Below are 22069 nucleotides of genomic sequence, written 5' to 3'. Positions count from 1 at the left end.
AAAAACAATGTTTTTACTATTTAAAAGATTAATAGACATACTTGTAGCAATAGGCTTAATTATTGTATTAATTCCTATCTACTTTATCATAGCGTTAATCATCTTTTTACAAGATTTCGGAACACCTATTTTCAAGCAAATGCGTGTTGGAAAAGGCGGAAAAGAATTCATGTTCTATAAATTTAGAAGCATGCCTTTAAAAACGCCAAATGTAGAATCGCATCAAAAAGACAAGCTAAAAATTACACCTTTCGGAAAATTTATTAGAAGAACAAACTTGGACGAATTGCCACAGTTTTTCAATGTCTTAAAAGGCGATATGAGTTTCATAGGACCGCGACCACCAATTCCTTCGCAAGAAAACCTAATTGCTATGCGTAGAGAAAACAAATCATTATTCTTAAAACCTGGACTCACAGGTTGGGCACAAGTAAACTCATATGACAACATGCCCGAAGATGTAAAAGCCAACTTTGATGGCGAATATGCAGACAGAATATCGTTAAAAATGGACATACTCATTCTTTTTAAAACCGTCATATATTTTACTAAAAAACCACCAGCATACTAATATGAAACGAATATTAACAAATATTAAAAAGACGTTCACAAAAGAGAATGTTTAAAGTTTTTAATGTGAGAGCGTAGCGTTTGCACACGTTCTCAATTTTATAAATACCGTATTAATAATTACTAAAATTTAAACGTGTGAAATTTGCCTTTGTTACCTGTGTTCAAATAGGATTAAGTTGTATGGAAGCCATTTATGACGTAAATGGTTCCTTAGATTTAATTATCTCTATTCCTGATGAAAAAGCCAAAAAGAAATCGGGAAGAATCTACGTAGACGATTTTGCTGAAAAGCATAACATTCCAGTTGTAAAATCGAATCATGTAAATGATGCTGTTGTGGTAGAAGCTATCAAAGCACATAATATAGATTGGTTGTTTATCATTGGCTGGTCGCAAATAGCTTCGGAAGAAGTTATTGAAACCCCAAATATTGGTGCCATTGGCGCGCATCCAACACTATTGCCAGTAGGAAGAGGAAGAGCTGCCATTCCTTGGGCAATCATCAAAGGATTAGACAAAACAGGTGTTTCCTTTTTTAAAATGGACGTAGGTGTTGATACAGGACTAATTCTCAGACAAGAAGAAGTGCCAATTCAACCAACAGAAACGGCGTTAACGTTGTACAACAAAGTAAATACTGCGCACGAAACGTTGATAAAAAAGTTATTCATTGACTTACAAAACAACAATGTAGAAGGAAAAGTACAAGACGAATCGAAAGCAACCTATTGGGAAGGAAGAAAACCAAAAGATGGTGAGCTATCGGAAACAATGTCTGTAAATCAGGTAGATCGATTAGTGAGAGCAACAACGAAACCCTATCCAGGAGCGTTCATCATACGAGGTGACAAAAAAATAATTATTTGGAAAGGAAACATGTCGCAAGAAAAAATAGAAAGCAATGTTTATCATGAAATCATATTAAATGATGGTTTTTTCTATGCAACCAACTATGAAGTTACGGATGCAACTCCTGCAAAATAAAATACTTTGACAAACGCAGAAAAAAATATAAAAAGAGTATTTGATGTTTTTTTCGCATGCGCTGGATTGTTACTTTTAGGATGGTTTATTCTATTAACAGCAATTATTTCAAAAATTTTTATTGGCGGAAACGGATTTTTCAAGCAACAACGCGTTGGTCAATACGGAAAGCTATTTACGATCTATAAAATTGAAACCATTCATCCGAAAGAAGCCGTCAAAAAAACGCCGCATATCTCAGGATTGGGACAATTAATAAGACACTATAAAATAGACGAATTTCCGCAATTTTGGAATGTACTCGAAGGAACAATGAGTTTTGTAGGACCAAGACCCGATCTTCCAGGATTTGCAGATAAATTAGAAGGAGAAGCAACAATAATACTAAGTGTAAAGCCAGGAATTACAGGACCTGCAACCTTGCATTTTCGAAATGAAGAAACACTATTAAAAACACAAAATAACCCAGAAATCTATAACAAAGAAATCATCTGGCCACAAAAAATAGCAATCAACATACAATATGTTAAGGAATATCGTTTTATCAAAGACATTCGGTATATACTCAAAACATTTTTTTCATAACTATGTCAAAAATAGCACTCTCTACATCACATCTTAGCGGTCACGAACTGCCATACATTCAAGCGGCACTTGAAAGCAATCAAGTATCTGTATATGGAGATAATTTGACAGGTTTTGAAAACGATCTTGAAAGTTATCTTCAAAAAGAGGTAAAAATTGCATGTACAATCTCAGGAACGGCGGCAATTCATTTAGCATTAATACTTGCTGGAATTTCACGTGATGATGAGGTTTTATGTCAAAGCATGACGTATTCTGCTTCTGTAAATCCAATCATATATCAAGGAGCAATTCCTGTATTTATAGGAAGCGAAAAAGAAACTTGGAACATGTGCCCTGAAGCATTAGAAACTGCCATAAAAGATCGTATTTCCAAAGGAAAAACACCCAAAGCAATCATTGTAGTACATTCATACGGAATGCCTGCTAAAATGGACGAAATAGTTGCCATAGCCAATCAATACAAAATTACACTTATTGAAGATGCCGCAGAATCATTAGGATCTACCTACAAAGGACAACATTGCGGAACATTTGGTGACTTCGCCGCATTATCATTTAATGGGAACAAAATAATTACAACTTCTGGCGGTGGCGCTATTATTTGTAAAACGACAGCAATAAAAAACAAAGCAATCTTCTTAGCAACGCAAGCAAGAGACAAAACACCGCACTACCAACATTCTGAAATTGGATACAACTATCGCATGAGCAATATAATTGCAGGAATTGGGAGAGGACAAATGAAAGTTTTGGAAAAACATGTGGCTTTGCGCAGAGAAGTAAACCAATTCTATAAAAACATTTTTAAAGATGTGGAAGGAGTTACGGTATTTCAAGAGCATGCAAGTTATTGTAAATCAAATTATTGGCTTACATGTATTACTATTGATGAAACCAAAGTAGCATTCAATCGTGAAGATATACGCTTGGCATTGCAAAAAGAAAATATAGAAACGCGACCACTTTGGAAACCTATGCATTTACAACCTATATTTGCAAAGTATACGTATTATGGTACAAATTTTTGTGAAAACCTGTTCAATTCAGGATTGTGTTTGCCTTCGGGATCAAATTTGACAACACAAGAAAAACAAAGAATTGTAGAAGTAATGGCGAGTTTTCTAGCATAGAAACAAATAAATTAAGTAATTTGTATGCTAAAATTTAAGAATCTGTTTTTGAGAAGATGAAGGTATTGAATTTGATAAGAATAAGAGAAGCTTTAAAACAAGTTTTAAAATCAAGTAAAAAACGTATTGATTTTAAAAACATAGGGTATTTACCAAGATGGCTAATTTTATGTTTTGATATGTTTATTTGTTGTGTTGCACTATTGCTTACAAGTGCTATTGTAAATAATATCAATATCAGCGATCTAAATGCGCATGCATCAGAAACGTTTTTAGGATTAGCACCACGAGCAGGTCTAATTTTAATAACCAACTTACTGTTCTTTATCTTTTTTAGAACGTATGCAGGTCTTATTCGTCACTCAACATTCATAGATGCCATTAAGTTTTTCTTAGCTTCACTGGCAACACTCATCACATTACTCGTAGTAAACTATTCACATTTAATCATAAATGGCGATCCGTTATTTCTAACGCCAAAACTATTTATCTACTTTGTAATGTCGTTCTCGTTTCTATTGCTCTTTAGAGTATTAGTAAAACAAGTATTTGAAGCATACTTTGACTATGCAACCAAAGAAGAACGCATCAGTGTCATGATTTACGGAATTGATGCCAATGCAATTGCCATATCAAATGCGCTAAAAGTAGAACGTCCTGTACGTTACAAACTCATTGGTTTTATTGACAAAAAAGGAAAAAACCAAAGTAAAGAAATCTTAGGATTACCAATTATTCATTACAAACGAAAACTATCTGTAATCTTACGTGCGTATGGTGCCAATGCGATCATCTTAGCCGATCAATCTATAACGCAAGAAGAACGTATCAAAATTGTTGATGAATGTTTAGAACATAACCTAAAAGTATTACGTGCGCCTATTGTCTCAGACATGGAAGACAAAGAAAATGTCAACCTTGCACAACAAATACAAAATGTTCAAATTGAAGACTTACTCGAAAGAGAACCAATTGTACTAAACAATAAACTAATTGCAAAAGAATTATACAACAGACGTATATTAGTAACTGGTGGCGCAGGATCAATTGGAAGTGAAATTGCACGACAAGTTGCCAACTACAAACCACAAAAACTCATCATTGTTGATCAGGCAGAAACTCCGTTGTATCAAATACAAATGGAAATAAAATCTAAATTTCCAGAGTTAGACTTTGAAGCGGTTATTGCAGATGTACGCGATAAAGAAAAACTAGGCAATATCTTTGGGTTATACAAGCCGCAAGTAGTCTATCATGCGGCGGCATACAAACATGTTCCGTTAATGGAAGACAATCCGTCTCAGGCTATTTTTACAAATGTAATGGGAACCAAAAATGTTGCGGATACAGCTTTAGAGCATAAAGTTGAAAAATTTGTTTTAGTATCAACAGACAAAGCGGTAAACCCAAGTAATGTTATGGGAGCTTCCAAACGAATTGCCGAAATATATGTGCAAACGTTGCAAGAAACGTTCAAAAGTGACACACGTTATACCACAAATTACGTTACTACACGTTTTGGAAATGTATTAGGTTCAAACGGTTCGGTAGTACCTTTATTTAAAAAGCAAATTGCAGAAGGTGGCCCACTAACCATTACGCATCCAGATATCATTCGGTACTTTATGACGATTCCAGAAGCGTGTCAATTAGTTTTAGAAGCTGGCGCGATGGGACATGGTGGAGAAATTTACATCTTCGATATGGGAGAAGCTGTAAAAATCATTGATCTTGCCAAAAAAATCATCAAATTAGCTGGGTTTATTCCTAACAAAGACATTGATATCAAAATTATTGGGCTGCGTCCAGGGGAAAAACTATATGAAGAGTTGTTAAATGATAAATCTACAACATTACCAACGTATAACGAGAAAATTATGATTGCTCGTGGCGAAATGTATGATTATGAAATTATCAACAAAAACATTGCTGAATTAATTGATTCTGCATCACTTTTTGACAAAGTTGAGGTCGTAAAACGAATGAAAGCACTCGTTCCTGAGTACAAGAGTATGAACTCTTCCTATGAAGAATTAGACCGTAAAGAAAAAGATGTTCCTGTAAAAAAATTAGTAGATAAAAAATCAAGCTAAAAAGGAGCAAAAGAATACAATAAAATATCAAATTGTAATGGTGACTTCTCTAAAAAGCACTATTAAATTGCAACATAAAAAAGAAATAGATGAAAATAACTGTTGTAGGAACAGGATATGTAGGACTAGTGACGGGAACGTGCCTAGCTGAAACAGGAAATGACGTACTTTGTGTAGATATTGACAAACATAAAGTGGAACGTATGCAAAACGGAGAAGTTCCGATATACGAACCACATTTAGACATACTTTTTGAACGAAACATAAACGCAGGCCGTTTAAAATTTACCACTTCACTTGAAGAAGGATTAGCACACGGACAAATTATATTTTTAGCATTGCCAACGCCAGAAGACGAAGACGGATCTGCTGATTTATCATATGTACTAGGTGTTGCAAAAAACATTGGTAAACTAATGACAACATACCGTGTTATTGTAGATAAAAGTACAGTGCCTGTTGGTACTGCCGAAAAAGTAACCGCAGTCATAGCAGAACATGCAACAGTGGATTTTGACGTAGTTTCAAATCCAGAATTCTTACGAGAAGGTTTTGCAGTGGACGATTTTATGAAACCCGAACGTATTGTCATTGGTTCAAGCTCAGAAAGAGCAACAGCATTAATGCAGCGTTTATATAAACCTTTTGTACGCTCAGGGAATCCAATACTCATCATGGATGAAAAGTCTGCAGAACTAACAAAATATGCTTCCAACTCATTCCTAGCGGCTAAAATTACATTTATGAACGAGATTGCAAACTTTTGTGAAAAAGTAGGCGCAGACGTTGATAAAGTGCGCATTGGTATGGGAACAGATTCTCGTATTGGAAAACGTTTCCTATTTCCAGGAATTGGATATGGAGGTTCGTGCTTTCCAAAAGATGTAAAAGCCTTGCACAAATCGGGAAAAGACAACAATTACAATTTCCAAATACTAGATGCAGTTATCAATGTAAATGACAAGCAAAAAACGGCGTTAATTCCGAAAGTAGTTTCACATTTAGGGGACGACTTATCAGGAAAAACAATTGCCTTATGGGGATTGGCATTTAAGCCAGAAACGGACGATATTCGTGAAGCTCCATCATTATATATTATTGATGAATTATTAGCCAGAGGCGCAAAAATAAAAGCATTTGATCCAGAAGCAATGGACAATGTAAAAGCAAAACTTGGTGACAAACTGGAATATGCAGACAGTATGTACGGCGCAATTGCAAACACTGACGCGTTGATTATTTGTACAGAATGGAGCATCTTTAGAACACCAAATTTTAGTAAATTAAGAGCGCATTTAAATCAACCAATTATTTTTGACGGAAGAAACTTATATGACGTAGCAGACATGGAAAAAGAAGGATTCACCTATTTTTCTATTGGTCGAAAAGAAGTTATATAATTCCAAAACAACCAACAACACAATGAAACGAATTCTAATTACGGGCGCAGCCGGATTTATTGGTTCACACTTATGTGATCGCTTCATAAACGAAGGATATCACGTTATAGGAATGGACAATTTGATTACGGGTGACATTCGTAACATAGAACATTTATTCCATCTAAAAGAATTTCAGTTTTACCATCACGATGTAACAAAATTTGTACACGTACCTGAAAAATTAGATTATATTTTACACTTTGCATCGCCAGCAAGTCCAATAGATTATCTTAAAATTCCGATTCAAACCTTAAAAGTAGGATCGTTAGGAACACACAATTTATTAGGCTTAGCCAAAGAAAAAAATGCACGTATTTTAATAGCTTCTACATCGGAAGTGTATGGAGATCCGTTAGTGCATCCGCAACATGAAGAATATTACGGAAACGTAAACACTATTGGCCCACGTGGTGTGTATGACGAAGCAAAACGTTTTCAAGAATCCATCACCATGGCGTATCATAGGTTTCACGGTTTGGAAACTCGCATTGTTCGTATATTTAATACCTACGGACCACGAATGCGATTGAATGATGGACGTGTAATTCCTGCATTTATTGGTCAGGCGTTGCGTGGAGAAGATTTAACCGTTTTTGGAGACGGAACACAAACACGTTCATTTTGTTACATAACCGATCAAGTAGAAGGAATTTTTAGGCTATTAATGAGCGATTATGTAGAGCCAATTAATATTGGAAATCCGCATGAAATAACCATTGGTGATTTTGCAGAAGAAATCATAAAACTTACGGGAACAACCCAAAAAGTAATCTACAAAGAATTACCTGTAGACGATCCGTTACAACGAAAACCAGACATTCGTAAAGCAAAAGAAATCTTAGATTGGGAACCAAAAGTAAATCGTAGTGAAGGAATGAAAAAAACCTACGATCACTTCAAAGCACTACCAGAAAAAGAGCTTTTCAAAAAAGAGCATAAAGATTTTTCAACCTATACAAGAATGTAAAGCATGCATATTAGAGGAAGATATTCGTGGCTATTAAGACCCTTTTTTGTGGTCTTTGATTTGTGTGTCATTAATATCTTTGTGTTTTTATTTTTCGATTTTAACGATCAAAACTTATACTTTTTCGATTCGTCATTTTGGAACAATAAACACTTACTTTTCATCTTATATACGATTGTTTTTTGGCCATTATCAACCTTCTTTTTAAAATTTTATAATGTATACCGATTCACGTCGGTTCTGCATATTTTATCCTTACTCATTAAACAATTATTGGCGTATACATTAATTATATACGCGTTTATTGGAATCTTTAGAAGTATTGATGTTCAGGCATTTGTAACATTTAAATACCTAATGACAAGCTTTGGAATTATTGGTTTGGTCAAAATAATTGGGTATTATGGTTTAAAAAAATTCAGAGCAGTTTTAGATGGAAACATTCGACGTGTTATCATTATTGGAGGAAATTCGGGCGCGCAAGAATTAGAACGATTATTCAGAAACAACAAAGAACTTGGATACAAATTACTAGCATTATTCAGTAATAAAAAAGAAGAAGGAATTACAGGAACAATAGAAGACAGTTTTAAATATATTGAAGAAGAAGAAGGAATTGACGAAATATATTGCGCTATTGACGAACTTACCGAAAAAGATGTAAATGATTATGTAAAATACGCAAGTATGAACAGAATCAACATTAAATTTATACCAAATACAAAAAAGCTATTTTCAAAACGCCTCAAAACGGATTACTATAATTACTTGCCTGTACTTTCCATTCAGGAAGTGGCACTTAACAACAATTTAAATCGAGGTATTAAACGTGCATTTGACATTGTATTTTCGTTGTTAATCATCATTTTTCTTCTTTGGTGGTTTATTCCACTCATGGCAATACTCATAAAGCTAGAATCTAGAGGACCAATTTTTTACAAGCACATTCGTAATGGAATCAATTACAAGGAATTTACCTGTTACAAGTTTCGTTCGTTGACGCACAATACCAAAGGTTCAGATTATGAGCATGTAAAAAAAGAAGATTCGCGGGTGACAAAAATTGGTCGTTTCATCCGTAAAACGAGTATTGACGAATTGCCACAATTTTTCAATGTACTAAAAGGCGATATGTCTGTAGTTGGACCAAGACCACACATGATTCCATATACAAAAGCATATGCTAAAAAGATTGATAAATATAACTTTGTATTTCGCCACAGTGTAAAACCAGGTATCTCAGGATTGGCACAAGTAAAAGGATATAGAGGCGAAATTAGAAACGATGAAGACATTATCAATCGTATTAAATATGATATTTTTTATATTGAAAATTGGTCGTTATTCTTAGACATTAAAATTATCTTTGAAACAATCGTTAACATTCTCAAAGGAGAAAAAAAGGCATACTAATTATGCAGCAACCGTTAGTTTCTGTCATTACACCAACCTATAATGCCGAATTGTTTGTTGCAGCAACAATACAGTCAGTGCGCGCGCAAACGTATGCAAACTGGGAATTGGTTATTGTAGATGATGCATCTTCAGATAAAACGGTAGAAATTCTTAAAAAATATACTGAATTAGACAATAGAATTAAGTTTTCTGTATTAGAAACGAATTCAGGTGCCGCTGTAGCGCGAAATACCGCTATAGAAAAAGCTTCTGGAAGGTATATTGCATTTTTAGATGCAGATGATTTATGGATGCCTGAAAAGCTTTCCAAACAAATTGCTTTTATGCAAAAGGAAAACATTCAAGTATGTTTTTCAAGCTATGAATTAATGGATGAAGCAGGAAAATCATTGGGAAAAATGGTAAAAGCGTTGCCAAAAGTAAATTTCTCTAAAATGCTCAAAAGCAACTATGTTGGCAACCTTACGGGAATTTACAATGCGGAAACATTGGGCAAAGTATACATGCCAAATATTCGCAAACGCCAAGATTGGGCATTGTGGCTACTATTAATTAAAAAAGTAGGATTTGCGTACAGTATTGCAGAACCGTTGGCAAAATATCGGGTACGCGAAAATTCAATTTCGTCCAATAAACTAAATTTATTAAAATACAATTATACTATTTACAGAAAGGCGCTTAAATTTGGGGCTTTCAAATCGAGTTTATATTTACTTCGATTTTTAATAGAACATTTCTTTATAAAACCACAACAAACAACACAACTATGAACATTCTTGTTTTAGGATCAGGCGGAAGAGAACATACATTAACATGGAAACTAGCGCAAAGTCCATTACTAAACAATCTTTTCGTTGCACCAGGAAATGCAGGAACAGCCTCCATTGCTAAAAATGTAGCAATGAGCGTAAACGATTTTGACGCAATTGGCGCATTTTCAAAAGAAAACAATATAGACATTGTAGTTGTTGGTCCAGAAGATCCATTGGTAAACGGAATTCACGATTATTTCTTGAACGATGAAGTACTGAAAGGTATTCATGTAATTGGCCCGCAAAAAGAAGCGGCAGAGTTAGAAGGAAGTAAAGAATTTGCCAAAAAATTTATGATGCGTCACAACATTCCAACGGCGGCATATGAAAGTTTTAGCAAAGAAACGGTAGAAGCTGGTTGCGAATTTTTAACAACGTTAAAATCGCCATATGTACTAAAAGCAGATGGTTTGGCGGCTGGAAAAGGTGTATTAATCATAAAAGACTTAGCAGAAGCGCAAAATTCGCTTAGAGAAATGTTAGTAGATGCAAAATTTGGTGAAGCAAGTACCAAAGTTGTCATTGAAGAATTTTTAGACGGAATTGAATTGAGTTGTTTTGTACTTACAGATGGAAAAAACTATGTAACGCTTCCCACAGCCAAAGATTACAAACGTATTGGCGAAGGTGATACTGGATTAAATACAGGTGGAATGGGCGCAATATCGCCAGTTCCGTTTGCAGATGCGGAATTTATGGAAAAAATAGAAACTCGCATCATACAACCAACGATTGACGGTTTTCAAAAAGACAACTTGCCATACAAAGGATTTGTTTTTATTGGATTGATCAAAGTTGGAAACGATCCGTTTGTGATAGAATACAACGTGCGAATGGGCGATCCGGAAACGGAAGTTGTTATTCCTAGATTGGAAAACGACTTGGTTGAATTATTCAAAGCAGTGGGAAATCAAAAACTAGATGAAGTTTCATTACAAATAAAGGAAGAAGCGGCAACGACCATAATGGTTGTTTCTGGCGGATATCCGGAAGCATATGAAAAAGGAAAAGAAATAACAGGCATAGAAACTATTGAAGATTCTATTGTATTTCATGCAGGAACAAAACTTGTTGATGGAAACGTAGTCACCAATGGAGGAAGAGTGATTGCAATTACGTCACAGGCAAATACGTACGAAGAAGCCATAAAAAAATCTTATCAAAACATACACAAGTTACATTTTGATAAGATGTATTATAGAAAAGATATCGGTTTTGACTTATAAATAAGAATGTGCCGATACGTCTTTACGTTCCTCGTTATTATCGTTGAATTTCTTTAATTGTAAAACCCAGTATGTCATAGCTGCAGCTCCAATTAACATAAAAATCCAATTCAGTGTATTTGCAGTTGCCCAACTTTCTAATTCCAGTGCACGTAAAGATTCAAATGGAGCTAAAAGTGTGTTTTCAGAAAAGCTAGCAATTCCTTCAAAAAAGTTTTTCATGGATAAATCGTATTATATTTACACTACAAAAATATAAAAACCTAAAATGATAACAAGCGTTTTTGGGAAATCTAAACCAATAAATTTTATTCTCTGTTCGGGAATCGTCTTAATATACTTTGTAATCTACTTATTTTCAGGTGGTAAGGAGTTTAGTTTGGACATGTTAACTTTACAAGTTCCGATCGTATTTCTAGTACTATTTTCTTTATTTATGGTAGATTTTATCGTAAAGAAGAACGATCTCACACAACAAAACGATTATGCACTACTAATTGTCACACTTTTTATAGGTTTTTTTCCAACAATATTTGAACACTTACTTATCGTTTGTATCCATGTATTTTTACTACTTGCGTTTAGAAGAATTATAAGTTTACGATCTTTACACAGTGTGAAGCAGAAACTATTTGATGCTTCTATGTACATCACAATAGCATTGCTATTTGATTCTTGGATTGTTGTGTACCTTTTTATTATATACATAGCTATCTTGGTTTATGTGTCTAGTGATTATAGAAATTGGTTAGTGCCGTTTGTTGGATTTTTTAGTATCATAACTATATATCTGTCTTATGTATATTTTACAGACCAACATATACTGACAAATCCGCTTTTCCAATTTGACATAAAAATTGAGTATCCATTAGAGAATTACAAGCGAATAGGGTTGCATTTGCTAATAACTTTACTATTTTGCGTCAGTATTGTAATCTTTTTTCTAAAAATTAAAACGTATTCTTCTCAAAAAAGAAATTCTTTTTTATTAACTAATATGCTGTTTTTTATAGGTATTACGTATGTTTTATTTGCTAAAAACGATACTGACAATACTGAGTTATTACTCCTATTTCCATTAGCCATTTCTACGGCAAATGTTCTTGAAAATATAGAAAACAAAAGGGTAAGCAATATTTTACTAGTTTTACTAATGATTGTTAGTTTTGGATTTAATTTTTATCTGAAATAAACTGGTAAACCGTAAAATGAATACGGTTTTTGCTTACAAAGTCGTAGGAAAAATATTTCTTATCATGCTTTTTCTCGATTTTAATGACGTTTTATCTAAAAGAAAACCCGTTGTCTGTTTTTTAGAATTATTCCAAATATTTTTGTGTTCGAGAATTAAGCCGCTCACCCCAAACTTATTATTAATTTTTCCTATTTATATAAAATGGTCATATATAAATAGTAACTAAACAGCAAATCAATGAAGACTAAAATTACTCTTTTGGTCCTAACCGCCTTATTAGGACTGACAAATGTTTTCGCGAACTCAATGCCCTCAAGCGAAAATGTTGTCGAGAATGAAATTATGACTACTGGTGATAACTCCGTTATCATTTCAGCAGGAAAAAGAATTTACACGCTCGACATGAACACGTACCAAGCTACGTTGTTGGCAACATCACCTTATGTAAACGAAATTAACTCCATCGCTAGTGATAACACTACAGGATGGATTTTTTACGTTTCTAACCATATCTCTAGATACAACTGGACGATATATGGTTACAATGTGTACACAAATACACACAAAAATTTTGGATCTGTTAGACATTACTTTACGTATACAGGTCATGCAAATTCTTCTAGAGGTCTAGCTTCTGGTGGCGCAACTTTCTACAACGGGAAATTATATTTCGCAATGGAATATCCTACAAATTGTTACTACCATAGAGGTAACAGTTCTGGAAATACAAACCCGAAAGATGAATTGCCAAACAATCTGAGATCGGCGGGAACAGCGTCTAACTTAACGCTTGTTTATGGACCAGTTGTACGAAACTCATCTACTGCGGAATCTGACGAAACTGACAATGGAGGAAGAAGCGGAAATGGAGAAACTGCTGCAGATTTCGAAATTATTGACGATCTAGCGGGAAATACAGAAAGTGAGTTACTTAGTGACTACATTCCTGAAGAAGACTTACCTGCTGATGCTACAGCTGATGACACGTTACAGCAAAGAGGAACCTCAAATGCTGAGCACAGTTCTTATAACTACTACAACAGTAGTTACAACAACAGAATGTACTTATTAGAAATCTCTTTTAATGGATTATCTGATGCTTCAGGACAGACATCTTCTGTATCTAACGGAACACCAGTATATGACAATTGGGGATATTCTAGTTTCTTATACAGAGGAGAACTTGGAGATATCGCAGTTGATGACAACGGTCAATTATACGCGGCTACTTCTTATCAAGTACAAGCTTACAACTTCAATAGCAAGAGATATGACTGGGCTAACAATGAAGATGTATACGCTCAAATGGCAAAAGATAAGCACAGCGCACTTCAATTATTAAAAAACAAAAGACAGTGTAATACTTCCTATTACTATGGATGCCCACATACATCTTGTACAACAAAAAGTTTTGTGCAAAGTTATACGGCTCCATCAAATTTAAGAACATACAACAGCATTCAATTAGGGTCACTAAATGAAATTACTGGATTAAACAGTTATGATGTTGGTAAAATTACAGATGCTTCTGATTATATTAGATTAACGCCTCCTGTATCTTATAAGATTGAAGGTTTTGTTTTTGATGATAACAACGAAAACGGAAACTTTAACGGTGGACAAGGAGAAACTAAATTAGATGGTATTACAGTAACATTATATGCTGATAACAATGCAGATGGTGTTTTAGATGCTGGAGATACTGTAATTGGAAGTCAAAATACAGATGCTACAGGAAACTATGTTTTCAATAACGTTCAAGTAGCAAACACTTTAGTACAAGTAACTGTTCCAAATGATACAAACACAACAACATATACATCAACAACTTCTGAAATTGTATCTGTAACAGGATCAACAAACGATGTAACAGTTAAGTTTGGAATTAACGAAGAGCAAATCTTAGTAAACTATGATATTTTCGGAACTGTTTATGATGACGACAACGAAAATGCAACTTTAGAAAACGGTGAAGCAGGATTAGACAATGTTACAGTAACATTATATGCTGATAACAATGCTGATGGCGTTTTAGATAACGGAGATTCAGTAATTACGACTACAACTTCTGGAACAGACGGATCATACAGCTTTATTCATGTATGTATTCAAAACACACTTGTTGCGGTAACAGTACCAACAAATACTGGAAACTTTACATACACATTAACAACGCCAGGAACACAAGCTATTGATTCAATCAATACGAATGTAACAGGAGTTGATTTTGGAATCAACCAAGTACAAGTTATTGACTACAACGTTTCAGGAACTGTATTTGATGATGACAATGCAAACGGAGTAAACGATACAGAAGCTGGTTTAGATGCAGTAACTGTAACATTATATGCAGATAACAACAACGATGGTGCTTTAGATGGTGGAGATACAGTAATATCTTCAACAAACACAGGCGTTGCTGGAACATATAGTTTCTCAAACGTTACTACAGAAAACACATTAGTAGCTGTAACAGTACCAACTGATACAGGAGACTTCACATACACATTAACAACTGCAGGAACGTTAGCAGCTAGCTCAACAACTACAGACGTAAACGGACTAGACTTCGGAATCAATAAAGTACAAGTTATTGATTACAATATCTCAGGAAATGTATACGATGATAATGACGAAAGTGGAGCACAAGATGCTGGAGAAGATGACTTAGATGCTATCACAGTAACATTATATGCTGATGCAAATGCAAACGGAATTGTTGATGCAGGAGATACAGTAATCTCTAGTGCTGTATCTGCAGTAGACGGAACATATAGCTTCCCAAGCGTTACTGTAGAAAACACAGTAGTAGCAGTAACAGTACCAACAAACAATGGAGTATTTACATACACATTAACAACTGCAGGAGAGTTAAACACTAGCTCAACAACAACAGATGTAACAGGAATCAACTTTGGAATCAACGAAGTACAAGTTATTGACTACAACATTTCAGGAACTGTATTTGATGATGACAATGCAAACGGAGTAAACGATACAGAAGCTGGTTTAGATGCAGTAACTGTAACATTATATGCAGATAACAACAACGATGGTGCTTTAGATGGTGGAGATACAGTAATATCTTCAACAAACACAGGCGTTGCTGGAACATATAGTTTCTCAAACGTTACTACAGAAAACACATTAGTAGCTGTAACAGTACCAACTGATACAGGAGACTTCACATACACATTAACAACTGCAGGAACGTTAGCAGCTAGCTCAACAACTACAGACGTAAACGGATTAGATTTCGGAATCAATAAAGTACAAGTTATTGATTACAATATCTCAGGAAATGTATACGATGATAATGACGAAAGTGGAGCACAAGATGCTGGAGAAGATGACTTAGATGCCATCACAGTAACATTATATGCTGATGCAAACGCAAACGGAATTGTTGATGCAGGAGATACAGTAATCTCTAGTGCTGTATCCGCAGTAGACGGAACATATAGCTTCCCAGGCGTTACTGTAGAAAACACAGTAGTAGCAGTAACAGTACCAACAAACAATGGAGTATTTACATACACATTAACAACTGCAGGAGAGTTAAACACTAGCTCAACAACAACAGATGTAACAGGAATCAACTTTGGAATCAACGAAGTACAAGTTATTGACTATAACATTTCAGGAACTGTATTTGATGATGATAACGAAAACGGAACACTAGATGCTGGAGAAGGTCTTTTAGACGGAATCAACATTACATTATATGCTGATAACAATGCAGATGGTGTTTTAGATGTTGCGGATACAACATTAGTATCAACTTCAACTGGAGTAAATGGAACATATAGCTTCTCAAACATTACAAATGAAAATGTGCTTGCAGTAGTTACTACTCCAGGAAACACAGCTACATTCACATATGTGTTAACAACATCTAACACGCAAGCAGCTACGTCTACAATTAATGATGTAACTGGATTAGATTTTGGAATTAACGAAATCAAAGTAGTTAACTACAATATCTCAGGAACTGTATTTGATGATAACAACGGAGACGGTATAAAAGGAATGGGAGAAGGATCTATAGGAGCTGTAACACTTACATTATATACTGACAACAATAACGATGGTGTTATTGATGCTGGAGATACTGTAATCGGAACAACTGTAACAAACTCAATGAGTGGAAACTATAGCTTCTTAAATGTAACAGTAGAAAACACTATAGTTGCTGTAACAGTGCCAACAAACACGGGAACATTTACATATGTGCTTACAACTCCTGGATCACAAGATACTACATCAGTTATTACAGACGTAACTGGAGTTAATTTTGGAATTGACAAAGCTCAAGTAATCAACTATAACATTACTGGAACTGTATTTGATGACGATAATACAAACGGAACAATCGATGCAGGTGAAGGCTTCTTAAGAAGTGTAACACTTACATTATATGCTGATACTGATGACAACGGAAGAGTTGGAGCAGGTGATACAGTAATTGGAACAACAACAAGTGCAAGTGACGGAACATACAGCTTTACTGCTGTGACAGAACGTAACACATTAGTTGAGGTAACTGTACCAGCAGATAATGCATCATTCACATATGTATTAACAACTGCAGATGTATTAGTAACAGGTTCTACAAACACTAATGTAACAGGAGTTAACTTCGGTATCAACCGTGAATTAACAATCAACTACAATATTTCTGGAACTGTATTTGATGACGACAATACAAACGGAGCAATTGATGCAGGTGAAGGCTTCTTAAGAAGTGTAACAATTACATTATATGCTGATAACAATAACGACGGAAGAGTTGGAGCAGGTGATACAGCAATTGGATCAACTACAAGTGCAAGTGACGGAACATACAGTTTCACAAATGTAACTGTAGCTTCTACACTAGTTCAAGTAACTGTACCAGCAAATACAAGTAGTTTCGTATATGCATTAACAACTGCAGATGTAATAATAACAAACTCAGTAAATACAGATGTAACTGGTGTTGACTTTGGTATCAACCAGCAAACCGCTACCTATTCAATTGCAGGAAATGTATTTGATGATGATAACGAAAATGGTCTTAAAGATTCTGAAGGAGGAATATCTAACATTACAGTTAGTTTATACAATGACTTAAACCAAAATGGAAGAGTTGATAGAGGTGAGCCTTTATTATTACAAACTGTAAGTGACAGAGATGGAAACTACCAGTTCGTAGGTTTAACTGATATATTTGTAGTAATACAAGCAACAGTTCCACCAAGAACAGCAACGTTCCAATACACGCCTACAACACCAGTAAGTGTAGGGTTAAGTTCAGGTGTATCAACAACTGTTAACTTTGGAATTAATAGAGAACTAGTAATTCTTTACAGTATTAGCGGATTAGTTTGGGATGATGACAATGCAAACCAAATTAAAGATTCATCAGAGTTAGTATTAAGCAATGTGAACGTAACACTTTATACTGACTTAAATGGAAATGGAGTTATTGATTTACTAGATCTTCCAATCGCTACAGTACCAACATCTTCTACAGGAGCTTACACATTCACAGGAGTAAATGTATTAAATGTTATTGTACAACCTGTATTACCATCAAACGGAACATACACTACACCAGGATCAATAGCTATTTCAAGTGTAAACAATAACATTACAAATGCAAACTTCGGAATTAACATCACGTCAAACCTATTCCTAGTAACAGGTGTTGTATTTGATGATGATAACAGAAACGGTGTTGCTGATCCAGGAGAAGGATCAATAGACGGTTTAGCAGTAGAAATCTATATTGATACTGACGGGTCTGGAACATTTGATGCTAACTTAGATGCATTAATTGCCTTTACAGTTACATCTAACGGATTATTTGATTTTGCAAATCCTAACTATTCTATAAGTGATGTACCAGATGATGAACTAGTATTTATTAGAGTTGTAATTCCAGCTGGAAATCCACCACTATTAACATACACAGCAACATACGATCCAGATACAGGAACTGCAAATCCTGATGGAGTATATCCAACAACAATAACAGGTGATACTTATGGTGTAAACTTCGGTATTGACGAAATTGACTTTATCGGAACACCAAGAAATGGAGTAGCAACAAACACAGGATTAATCACTAATGGAGAAAACATTCAAGCAGCTACTGCAGCGCCAGTAGATGTATCTTCAAGATTAAGATTATATCCAAACCCAACTGTAAGAGAAATTGCTATCAATGCAGATGAGTTTAGTGGAGATGTTACTGTTGAAATATACAATGACAGAGGATACAAAGTAATGAATACTACAGCTACCTCATTTGGAGGAGAGTTGAAAGTAGACGTACAAAGATTACGACCAGGAATGTACTATGTAAAATTCGGGTCAAGAAATAAAGTTGCAAGTAAGAAATTTGTAAAAAGATAACAAACTGCAATCCCCAACCTCAAAGAAAAGCCGCTGTAAAGCGGCTTTTTTTGTTAGTGAAACTCAATTTTAAGAAGTCTGCAAGACGCACTTAAAATTGCAAGTTGAACTAATCCTGCTAGATAGCAGGATTTTTTCTTCGAAACTAGAATTTGTTTGAAAGTCCTATTTTTATTAATAAGCTGAATTCATAAGAAGTCTGCAAGACGCACTTAAAATTGCAAGTTGAACTAACCCTGCTGGATAGCAGGATTTTTTCTTCGAAACTAGAATTTGTTTAGAAATCCTATTTTTCTTGAAAATCTGAATTCATAAGAAGTCTGCAAGACGCACTTAAAATTGCAAGTTGAACTAATCCTGCTAGATAGCAGGATTTTTTCTTCGAAACTAGAATTTGTTTGAAAGTCCTATTTTTATTAATAAGCTGAATTTATAAGAAGTCTGCAAGACGCACTTAAAATTGCAAGTTGAACTAATGCTGCTGGATAGCAGGATTTTTTCTTTGAAACTAGAATTTGTTTGAAAATCCTATTTTTATTAATAAGCTGAATTCATAAGAAGTCTGCAAGACGCACTTAAAATTGCAAGTTGAACTAATGCTGCTGGATAGCAGGATTTTTTCTTTGAAACTAGAATTTGTTTAGAAATCCTATTTTTCTTGAAAATCTGAATTCATAAGAAGTCTTCAAGACGCACTTAAAATTGCAAGTTGAACTAATGCTGCTGGATAGCAGGATTTTTTCGTTAAAAATTTTTGAAACCTTGGAAATCAAAAATTCATGAACTCATTAATTTGAAATAGAAAAATTCGTGCGGTTTTAGTTTTTCACAAAAAGAAAAACTAAAAATACCTCTGGAAATGTTTATATTCATGAATACCAAAATTGAAAATAAGAATGTATGAGCTAAAAGCGCACTTTGTTTTGTTGAAGCCTGTGCTGAACTTGATTCAGTATTCTTTGTGCAAACAAAGAAAACGAAAGTAAATATTTGAAAATCATATTATTATATTAAAATTCTCAATAATCCTTAAATTTTAATTTTGTAAAAGTTATATCGAACTCACGTTAAATTACAGATTATTCCGAGATGAAGAATTTCTCGTAATGATATTATTGGTAGCATTTACTAACACTCAATTGCTATCTAATCCGTAGCACTTGCTTAATTTTAACGTGTAACACTTGCTATAAGATGCATCATTCATATTTCATGTGCTAAATCAAATATTAGCGTATATTTGCATCAAAATACACGAATTATGTTTAGTAATCTGGCAAATAAAATATTCCAAGAAAGCATTGAAAAATATCACGTTGTTGATGATGTTAATCAACCGTTTGAAAACCCATATGCAAAAGATAAAATAGAGCATCTATTGTACAGAAAAAATTGGATTGATACAGTTCAGTGGCATTATGAAGATATAATTAGAGATCCAAACATTGATCCTGTTGCCGCATTAAAACTAAAGCGTGACATTGATGCTTCAAACCAAGACAGAACAGATACTGTTGAGTATATTGACAGTTACTTTCTTCAAAAATATAATGATGTAAGTGTAAAAGAAAATGCTACAATCAACTCTGAAAGTCCAGCTTGGGCATTAGACAGATTATCAATTCTTGCCTTAAAAATATACCACATGCAAGAAGAAGCGGAACGTACAGATGCTTCTGATGCACACAGAGCAAAATGCCAAACAAAATTAAACATCTTACTAGAACAACGTGTTGATCTTTCTACAGCAATTGATCAACTAATTGCTGACGTCGAAAATGGTGACAAATACATGAAAGTCTACAAACAGATGAAAATGTACAACGACGATGATCTAAATCCAGTACTTTACAACAAAAACAAATAACATACGTCTCAAAGAAACAAAGCATCACATGATGACTTCAACATCTTCGAAACACATTCTAGTCATACGTCTCTCGGCAATGGGAGACGTTGCTATGACTGTACCAGTTATCAAAGCAATCATTCGCGAAAACCCAACTATAAAAATAACGATTGTATCCAGAGCGTTTCTAAAACCTATATTTGAAAACATTCCAAATGTATCTTTTTATACCGCGGATGTAAAAGGAAAGCACAAAGGCGCTTTAGGTCTTTACAAACTCTACAAAGAATTAAAAATATTACAAATTGATGTTGTTGCAGATTTGCACAATGTATTGCGATCTAAACTTTTAGGAATCTATTTCAAAATAGGTGGTTTCAAAGTTTGTAAAATAGACAAAGGAAGAGCAGACAAAAAAGCACTAACTCGTACAAAAGACAAGCAGTTTAAACAACTAAAGACTACACACGAGCGTTATGCGGATGTTTTCAAAGAAATTGGATATAGTGTAACATTAACTAAAGAAGATGTATTAGCACAACGAGAATTAACCAAAAAAATAACAGTATTTACGGGGCAAGATCAAAAAAAATGGATTGGAATTGCACCTTTTGCCGCTTTTCAAGGTAAAACGTATCCTTTTGAATTGATGAAAAAAGTTATAGCGAAGCTAAGCGAAACCAATCAATACAAAATAATTCTATTTGGTGGACCTTCGGATAAAAAGCAATTAATGACACTTAGCAATACATATAAAAACGTTATCAATTGTGCCGGATTATTCACGTTTCAAGAAGAATTAACGCTTATTTCTAACTTAGATGTTATGCTTTCTATGGATTCTGGAAATGCACACTTAGCGGCAATGTTTGGTCGAAAAGTAATCACCATTTGGGGAATAACACATCCATACGCAGGATTTTATCCATTTGGGCAACCAAAAGAAAATGCATTACTAGCCGACAACAAAAAATATCCGTTATTGCCAACATCAATCTACGGAAATAAATACCCTGAAGGATACGAAAACGTCATGGAAACCATTACACCAAAAACAGTTTTTGATAAAATTGTGGAAGTGGTTGATAAATAATTATGCTGCAAGATTCAATCTAGTGAGTTCCTATGATTGTTTAGAATTGTAGCGCATTTCTTGATACACTTTTCTGTCTATTTCGACTGCGCTCAATATGACAGAAAACCTCACTGTCTACTACTCGTATCTCAAGCTTATTTTTTATTTCATAGTACTTCTCGATACAATTTTTTTCAAAAATCACTCGAAGTGACGTTTTAGTTTTTAAATTCCATCTAACATCTAACATCTAACATCTAACATCTAACATCTAACATCTAACATCTAACATCTAACATCTAACATCTAACATCTAACAT

The 22069-nt window shown here is 34.4% G+C and carries 15 protein-coding genes; 14 read left to right on the top strand and 1 reads right to left on the bottom strand.

The genetic code is table 11. The features are described from left to right. Positions 1-7: 7 nt before the first annotated feature. From ACQ654_RS13640 to purD, 10 genes are all read left to right on the top strand, one after another. On the top strand, positions 8-571 hold the full coding sequence (locus ACQ654_RS13640; protein WP_430410888.1) for a sugar transferase: 564 nt from the start codon (positions 8-10) through the stop codon (positions 569-571). A 137-nt stretch (positions 572-708) separates the two neighbouring features. Next, positions 709-1557: a formyltransferase family protein gene (locus ACQ654_RS13635; protein WP_430410887.1), complete on the top strand. Its 849-nt coding sequence runs from the start codon at positions 709-711 to the stop codon at positions 1555-1557. Positions 1558-1563: 6 nt separating this feature from the next. Further along, a complete protein-coding gene (locus ACQ654_RS13630) occupies positions 1564-2142 on the top strand; it encodes a sugar transferase (RefSeq protein ID WP_430410886.1) in 579 nt (192 codons plus the stop codon). 2 nt (positions 2143-2144) lie between these two features. Then, on the top strand, positions 2145-3275 hold the full coding sequence (locus ACQ654_RS13625) for a DegT/DnrJ/EryC1/StrS family aminotransferase (protein ID WP_430410885.1): 1131 nt from the start codon (positions 2145-2147) through the stop codon (positions 3273-3275). Between the two features lie 56 nt (positions 3276-3331). Next, positions 3332-5368, top strand: coding sequence for a polysaccharide biosynthesis protein (locus ACQ654_RS13620; protein ID WP_430410884.1), 2037 nt, complete (start codon positions 3332-3334; stop codon positions 5366-5368). A gap of 89 nt (positions 5369-5457) precedes the next feature. Then, a complete protein-coding gene (locus ACQ654_RS13615; RefSeq protein ID WP_430410883.1) occupies positions 5458-6768 on the top strand; it encodes a UDP-glucose dehydrogenase family protein in 1311 nt (436 codons plus the stop codon). A gap of 22 nt (positions 6769-6790) precedes the next feature. Continuing rightward, positions 6791-7777, top strand: coding sequence for a UDP-glucuronic acid decarboxylase family protein (locus ACQ654_RS13610; protein WP_430410882.1), 987 nt, complete (start codon positions 6791-6793; stop codon positions 7775-7777). Between the two features lie 3 nt (positions 7778-7780). Further along, positions 7781-9190: an exopolysaccharide biosynthesis polyprenyl glycosylphosphotransferase gene (locus ACQ654_RS13605; RefSeq protein ID WP_430410881.1), complete on the top strand. Its 1410-nt coding sequence runs from the start codon at positions 7781-7783 to the stop codon at positions 9188-9190. 2 nt (positions 9191-9192) lie between these two features. Further along, positions 9193-9963, top strand: a complete 771-nt coding sequence (locus ACQ654_RS13600) for a glycosyltransferase family 2 protein (RefSeq protein ID WP_430410880.1) — start codon at positions 9193-9195, stop codon at positions 9961-9963. Next, positions 9960-11231, top strand: coding sequence for a phosphoribosylamine--glycine ligase (purD, locus tag ACQ654_RS13595; RefSeq protein WP_430410879.1), 1272 nt, complete (start codon positions 9960-9962; stop codon positions 11229-11231). Before ACQ654_RS13600 ends, purD begins: the two co-directional genes overlap by 4 nt. On the opposite strand, the gene ACQ654_RS13590 is transcribed toward purD, so the two are convergent. Continuing rightward, positions 11226-11453: a DUF6341 family protein gene (locus ACQ654_RS13590; RefSeq protein WP_430410878.1), complete on the bottom strand. Its 228-nt coding sequence runs from the start codon at positions 11451-11453 to the stop codon at positions 11226-11228. The two genes, purD and ACQ654_RS13590, sit on opposite strands and share 6 nt — an antisense overlap. 46 nt (positions 11454-11499) lie before the next feature. On the opposite strand from ACQ654_RS13590, the gene ACQ654_RS13585 reads away from it, so the two are divergent. The 4 genes from ACQ654_RS13585 to ACQ654_RS13570 all read left to right on the top strand — a co-directional run bounded on the left by ACQ654_RS13585 (position 11500) and on the right by ACQ654_RS13570 (position 21767). Beyond that, positions 11500-12423, top strand: a complete 924-nt coding sequence (locus ACQ654_RS13585) for a DUF6427 family protein (protein ID WP_430410877.1) — start codon at positions 11500-11502, stop codon at positions 12421-12423. Positions 12424-12663: 240 nt separating this feature from the next. Then, complete coding sequence (locus ACQ654_RS13580; RefSeq protein ID WP_430410876.1) at positions 12664-18825, top strand: T9SS type A sorting domain-containing protein; 6162 nt, start codon at positions 12664-12666, stop codon at positions 18823-18825. A 1261-nt stretch (positions 18826-20086) separates the two neighbouring features. Continuing rightward, positions 20087-20692: a DUF4254 domain-containing protein gene (locus tag ACQ654_RS13575; protein WP_430410875.1), complete on the top strand. Its 606-nt coding sequence runs from the start codon at positions 20087-20089 to the stop codon at positions 20690-20692. Positions 20693-20720: 28 nt separating this feature from the next. Further along, the gene (locus tag ACQ654_RS13570; protein WP_430410874.1) at positions 20721-21767 is read left to right on the top strand and encodes a glycosyltransferase family 9 protein; all 1047 of its coding nucleotides are present in this window, start codon (positions 20721-20723) and stop codon (positions 21765-21767) included. Positions 21768-22069: the final 302 nt, after the last annotated feature.

This window comes from Kordia sp. (assembly GCF_965283645.1).
Taxonomy (GTDB): Bacteria; Bacteroidota; Bacteroidia; order Flavobacteriales; family Flavobacteriaceae; genus Kordia.
The sequence above is the reverse complement of the archived record's forward strand: the minus strand, read 5'-3'. Positions and strand labels throughout refer to the sequence as shown.